Origin of the sequence: Marinobacter sp. UBA5687, from assembly GCF_002420325.1 — a bacterium.
Lineage (GTDB): Bacteria > Pseudomonadota > Gammaproteobacteria > Pseudomonadales > Oleiphilaceae > Marinobacter > Marinobacter nauticus.
On the sequence record NZ_DIHV01000131.1, the window covers coordinates 1 to 4,910 of the forward strand.

The 4,910-nt window shown below is 57.6% G+C and carries 5 protein-coding genes; 1 reads left to right on the forward strand and 4 read right to left on the reverse strand.

The features are described from left to right. Nucleotides 1–147: 147 nt before the first annotated feature. On the reverse strand, nucleotides 148–1,002 hold the full coding sequence (locus tag B3Y70_RS14640) for a 6-carboxytetrahydropterin synthase (RefSeq protein ID WP_014421114.1): 855 nt from the start codon (nucleotides 1,000–1,002) through the stop codon (nucleotides 148–150). On the opposite strand from B3Y70_RS14640, the gene B3Y70_RS14645 reads away from it, so the two are divergent. Further along, nucleotides 994–1,701: a nucleotidyltransferase family protein gene (locus B3Y70_RS14645; protein ID WP_273029933.1), complete on the forward strand. Its 708-nt coding sequence runs from the start codon at nucleotides 994–996 to the stop codon at nucleotides 1,699–1,701. The two genes, B3Y70_RS14640 and B3Y70_RS14645, sit on opposite strands and share 9 nt — an antisense overlap. On the opposite strand, the gene B3Y70_RS14650 is transcribed toward B3Y70_RS14645, so the two are convergent. The 3 genes from B3Y70_RS14650 to B3Y70_RS14660 all read right to left on the reverse strand — a co-directional run bounded on the left by B3Y70_RS14650 (nucleotide 1,681) and on the right by B3Y70_RS14660 (nucleotide 4,791). Next, nucleotides 1,681–2,778, reverse strand: coding sequence for a response regulator (locus B3Y70_RS14650; protein ID WP_286895170.1), 1,098 nt, complete (start codon nucleotides 2,776–2,778; stop codon nucleotides 1,681–1,683). The two genes, B3Y70_RS14645 and B3Y70_RS14650, sit on opposite strands and share 21 nt — an antisense overlap. A gap of 51 nt (nucleotides 2,779–2,829) precedes the next feature. Next, a complete protein-coding gene (locus B3Y70_RS14655) occupies nucleotides 2,830–4,215 on the reverse strand; it encodes an MORN repeat-containing protein (protein WP_288590001.1) in 1,386 nt (461 codons plus the stop codon). Nucleotides 4,216–4,329: 114 nt separating this feature from the next. Further along, nucleotides 4,330–4,791 carry a hypothetical protein gene (locus B3Y70_RS14660; RefSeq protein ID WP_113879016.1) on the reverse strand — a complete coding sequence of 154 codons (462 nt, stop codon included), beginning with the start codon at nucleotides 4,789–4,791 and terminating at the stop codon, nucleotides 4,330–4,332. Between the last annotated feature and the right edge of the window lie 119 nt (nucleotides 4,792–4,910).

Consider the following 4,910-nt stretch of genomic DNA (forward strand, 5'->3'; position numbering starts at 1 on the left):
CGAACCCCCTAGGGGACGCCAATTAGGCTTGACGGTTTAGTCCACCGGATAGCCATCAAAAAAACCGCCTTTGGGCGGTTTTTTTGTGTCTGAACGAATGGTCGGCGGGATTCGCGCCGTTTAGGACGCCAATCCCGGGTGGCCGGTTCAGGCCCGTATGGCAATAGCGCCTTTGCCCACTCCCTCGTAGGCTTTTACCTGAATTTCCTCCCCGGAGAACTCCGCTTTCAGTTTGTCCGCAATGTGGGCGGCAATCAGCTCTACGGTTGTGTCCGTTTCCAGCATGTATACGCGGTGCTCAGGCAGTGTCAGGGCAAACTCACCCTGGTTGGCTTCATACTCGAAGGTGATATAGCCAATGCCATCCTCGCCCACGAATCGGCGAGCCACGTCTTCTTCTGTGCCTACATAGATATCCTGCCAGAGCTTCGCCCAGCGTTCTTCGAGGTCGTAGGCCCGGTGCCCGTTGCGGTCAATGCGGATCGGGGAGCGATGCCCATGGGCAATGCGCTGGCAGTTGCCCAAGTGCTTTTTCAGGCCGTGAACGTAGTGGTAGTAGGCGCCTTCGATGACTTCTTCGCGCAGGTTGATGTCGACGGAGATGACATTGCCGGGCAGAACGGCTTTAAGCTCCTTTTCCAGCAGGGCGGCCACGGCAGACGGGACGACCCGGTCCGAGGACAGCCAGACAACGGCTTCGTCCGGCGAGCTATGCTCGATGTGACCGCCGCCAGAGAGTGCCCAGCGGAAAGTGTTGGGCGCGTCCTCGCTCCATTGCAGGCCTTGATATCCGCGGGGAATCACCAACCGGTGGTCCACGCGTTCGTCAATCACCCTTTTGATGGTGCGCTTGACGTTGCTGAAGTCAAAGACCATGCCCTGTTCGTCCAGTTCTCCTCCCAGCACCACATCGGCAATCCAGCTTTCGCCAACCAGGCCTCGAGCGGGATCCAGATAGGCGAAATCAATCACAGTGAGGTTGTCGACAAAGAGATGGTTCATGGAGGGTCCGGCGTGGTCAGGTTGCATGATGGCGGAATTCTAGCAAAAATCGCTGCATTCAGCAGTTTCAGGGGGCGCATCATAAACGCGAATCATAGCAGCAAGGATCCGCAGTTTCCGGCATTGGTGCTGGCAGCCGGCCAGGCGAGGCGAATGGGGTGTTACAAGCAGGCTTTGAAGCTGCCAGGTGGCGGTTCATTGCTAGGGCACGCTATTGGTCAGGCGCGGCAGCTATCGGCGCAGACGTGGGTGGTTGCGGGCGCAGGCTTCCCTCTGGTGCGCTTTCGCTGCAATCGGCAACCGGCGCGCTGGGTGGTTAACGAGCGTTGGCGGGAGGGCTTGTCGACGTCGTTGATTGCCGGCCTGCAGGCACTTTCTCCCGCTGCTTTGGGTGTTTTTGTGCTGTTGGCAGACCAGCCCTTACTGGATACCGAAGGGCTCAGACGACTGTCCGCAAAGGCCCGGCGGACGCCAGAGGTGCCCTGGGCAGCCAGTTATGGCAAGCGGGTAGGCGTGCCAGCCTGGATTCCGAAATCGCTCTGGGGAGATCTGTTTTTGCTTAAGGGCGATGCGGGGGCGGGGGTGGTTCTGAACCGGGCCGGAGCCGGTCCGGTTGAAATAGCCGGGGTGCAACAGGACGTTGACACCCCTCAGGACTGGCAGCAGGTTCGTGGGCAGTTAGCCGAACAGGCCAGATAACCAGGCGATGCCTACACTGAAAATACCCAGACTGATGGCCAGGCCAACGGTATAGATACGCGAGTTGGCCGAGCGTTGCTGAGACACGTACAAATCGATGGTGCGCTGGGCAATGTCCTCGGCGGTCTCCCGGGATATCTCGTGGGCCTGCTGAATGGCTTCCGACTGCAGGGTTTGCCAGAACTCGGTGTCGATGGTTTGTACGCTGGTGATGTGATCCTTCAACTCAGCCATGTGCTCGGAGGTGAATCCTGCGTTTTTGGAGAGTTCTTTTTTCAGGGAGGAGAGTTCGCGGCCCAGATTCAGGTTCACTTCGGCCGCCACTTCGTCTCGCAGGTTGCGGGTGCGTTCATCCAGCATCTTGCTGAGTGACTCAAGGCGCTCCTCGATGGAGGCTTCCTGCTTGCTGCGGGTTTCGTCCAGCGCACGCTTGAGGTGATCGAACTGCTCGTCGAAAAGAGAGCTGAGCAGTTCATGCAGCCGGTTGTTGATATGAGTCTTGACCGCCGAGCGGGCAATCTGCTCAATCAGGTCGCTGGTCAGAGGCACCACATTCGGGGCGCTGTGACCGTTCAGGCTGCTTTCAGCTTTTGGCGACAGTTGCACAGAGGCATCCTCCGGAAAGTCCATGGGTTCTTCATCTGACTCGCGCAGGTCATGGCCGTTCATTTCAGCAGGTGCTTCTGGCACATTCCCCTGCTCGACGTCACTGGCCAGTTGCTCCAGCATCAGGTTGAGACCTTCGTTGTGAGGCGGCTTGGTAAGGATGTTGTACACACCAAAGTTGCGCGCCTCTTCCATAAAGGACGAGGATTTCTTGGAGGTACACATGATGATCGGAATACCGGCCGTTTCCGGGTTGTTCTTGATGGCCTTGGTGGCTTCCACGCCATTCATGCCGGGCATCAGGTGATCCATAAAGATTACGTCTGGCCGGTCGTGGCTCTTCAGGAAATCCAGCGCTTCTTCTGCTGATCCCGCCATGTTCACTTCCATGTCCCGACTCTCTAGCAGTTTGCTTAGCGCAAACCTGGCAACTTTGGAGTCGTCCACCAGCAGAGCATTTTTGATTGCCATGTCACTACCTCAACCTGTTACTGCAAACGCGTGGGTGCTGCGACCGGGTGATTACCAGCCTTCCAGTTGCGGGCACTGGGTTGCCCGATAACTCTTCTCCCGATAACAGACACCGGGTTCCGTGGTGCGGGCGGTAAACACTTCGCCGGCCGCGGTTGTCAGGCGAACCTGTCCATAGGGTTCACCATGGCGGAAAGTAGCCTCGATGGAGCTGCCGTTAGGGTTGCGCAGCAGGCCTTTGCCGTGGAACTTGCCTTCCATGTACTGGCCATCGTATTTCTTTCCGTCAGCAAAGACTTCAGAGCCCTTGCCATGAAATTCGCCGTTGGAGAATTCGCCCTCGTAGGAGCGTCCGTCCGGGTAGGTGAGGGCGCCCTGGCCGTGGAATTCATCATTCCGAAAGCCACCAACGTACAGCATGCCATCGGCGGTGGTCAGGGAACCATGGCCATTCATGCGGCCCAGCTCCCAGTTTCCGGTCAATATGTCGCCGTTGGCCAGGGTAAGCGTGCCCTTGCCGTGGAACTGATCGTTCTTGAACTGGCCGGTATAAGTCGTGCCGTCTGCGGAGCGCCAGCGCCCCTCACCGTGCCGTTCGCCTTGCTTCCAGTCGCCCTCGTAGCGGCTTCCATCGGCGTACCAGGCGGTACCGGAACCATCAAACTCGGCGTCCACGAAGTGGCCTTCATAACGCAGGCCGGTGCTATCTTCCCAGGTGCCATCACCAGTGGTGACGCCGCCGCGCCATTCACCATTCCTGTAGCTTACGGTGGTGAAGGCTTCCAGTTTGCCGACCAGCGTGAGTTCGTCGCCGGCTTCCAGTGCCACTGAATTGCTCCAGGATTGGTATCCTGGCTTTTCGATGGTGATGTCATAGCGGCCGGGGTCCAGCTCCAGGTCCAGGCGGGTGGCGCCATAGGATTTACCGTTGATCGTAACCTGATCGCCCACCACGTTGGAGCGTAACACCAGGGTGCCGGTTTTCGGAGGCTCGGGCGCCGGTTTTGTCTCCGGCACGTCGCGTTGGGAACGCATAGCCGAAACCGGTTCGGCCATGGCCAGCATTTCCGGGTTTTCGGGCATTGGTTCAACGGTGAACGGTTCGCTGTTTGCCGCTGTTTCGGTCTGTTCGCCGGTGGCCTGAAGCGCGTTGTCGACGGGCTGCGGCGTCTCCGGAGTGTCTGCCAATGGTGTCTCGCGGGTATCAGCAAACAGCGGCTCTTCAGCCTCAGGTGCCGGTGTTTCGGCTTCAATCCGGGTTGTGGGTGCTGTCGCGGCTGAGGTTTCCGGCGCGGTGGCATGCTCCACGGTTTGCGCCAGAGCCGGAGCTGTGGTGTCGGTGGTATCCAGATCCTTGCGAACCGATGCGAATCCGGCAGTAACCAGAAGCATGAGCGCAAGTGCATTGATGAACAGCAGCGGCCTGAAATCGACCATGACAAAACCTCTTGATCCAAGTGTTCCGGATGCTTTGTTATGGATTCATCTTAACCACTGTCTGCAACGTTATGTAACAGAAAGTGTCTGAACTTGATCAGAATGCCGGTCGTATCACATTTTGTCCGGAAGCCGATCATGGTTAAGTTGCTCCCAGGACTTCATGTAAACATCGGCTTCATATTGATAGGGAGACCGGAACGGGGTCAGAACAAAATCGAATATCAGGAAAAAGGAGCCGATCGACAGCCAGGCGATCGTCAGGGTGCTGATGGTCGTGGCCTGTTCCTCCGGATTGGAGTTGACGAACTCCTGCAGCAGCGGGATCAGGTCACCGGCCATGACTACCGGGTTGAAGCTGGCCAGGACAAAGGGCAGCCAGAAGGCAATGAAAATGGGGAAGAAGCCGTAAGACCACAGCACACGTCGTAACAGGTAGATAGCAACTTCCCGCCAGAATCGCTGTCGAATCTCGGGAACTTTGCGGATTCGCTCGAGATACTGGCGCCGTTCGGCCCACCAGGCGGCAACTTCAGGGGCGTCGATGTGGGATTTGTCTGGGCTGCGGTCTGTCATGGATTGGCAGGCTACCTTGTTGAGTCCGTTCCGTGCATGATATCCGATACTACGTGTTACCCTGTAATTCTCCAATTGTTCTATACACAGGATTTTTTAATGGCTGCAGTGACTGACAA

Excerpts from the sequence above, each read along its gene's own strand:
- B3Y70_RS14645 (WP_273029933.1), top strand. The coding sequence starts at position 994 with ATGGTTCATGGAGGGTCCGGCGTGGTCAGGTTGCATGATGGCGGAATT.
- B3Y70_RS14640 (WP_014421114.1), bottom strand. The coding sequence starts at position 1,002 with ATGAACCATCTCTTTGTCGACAACCTCACTGTGATTGATTTCGCCTAT.
- B3Y70_RS14650 (WP_286895170.1), bottom strand. The coding sequence starts at position 2,778 with ATGGCAATCAAAAATGCTCTGCTGGTGGACGACTCCAAAGTTGCCAGG.
- B3Y70_RS14655 (WP_288590001.1), bottom strand. The coding sequence starts at position 4,215 with ATGGTCGATTTCAGGCCGCTGCTGTTCATCAATGCACTTGCGCTCATG.
- B3Y70_RS14660 (WP_113879016.1), bottom strand. The coding sequence starts at position 4,791 with ATGACAGACCGCAGCCCAGACAAATCCCACATCGACGCCCCTGAAGTT.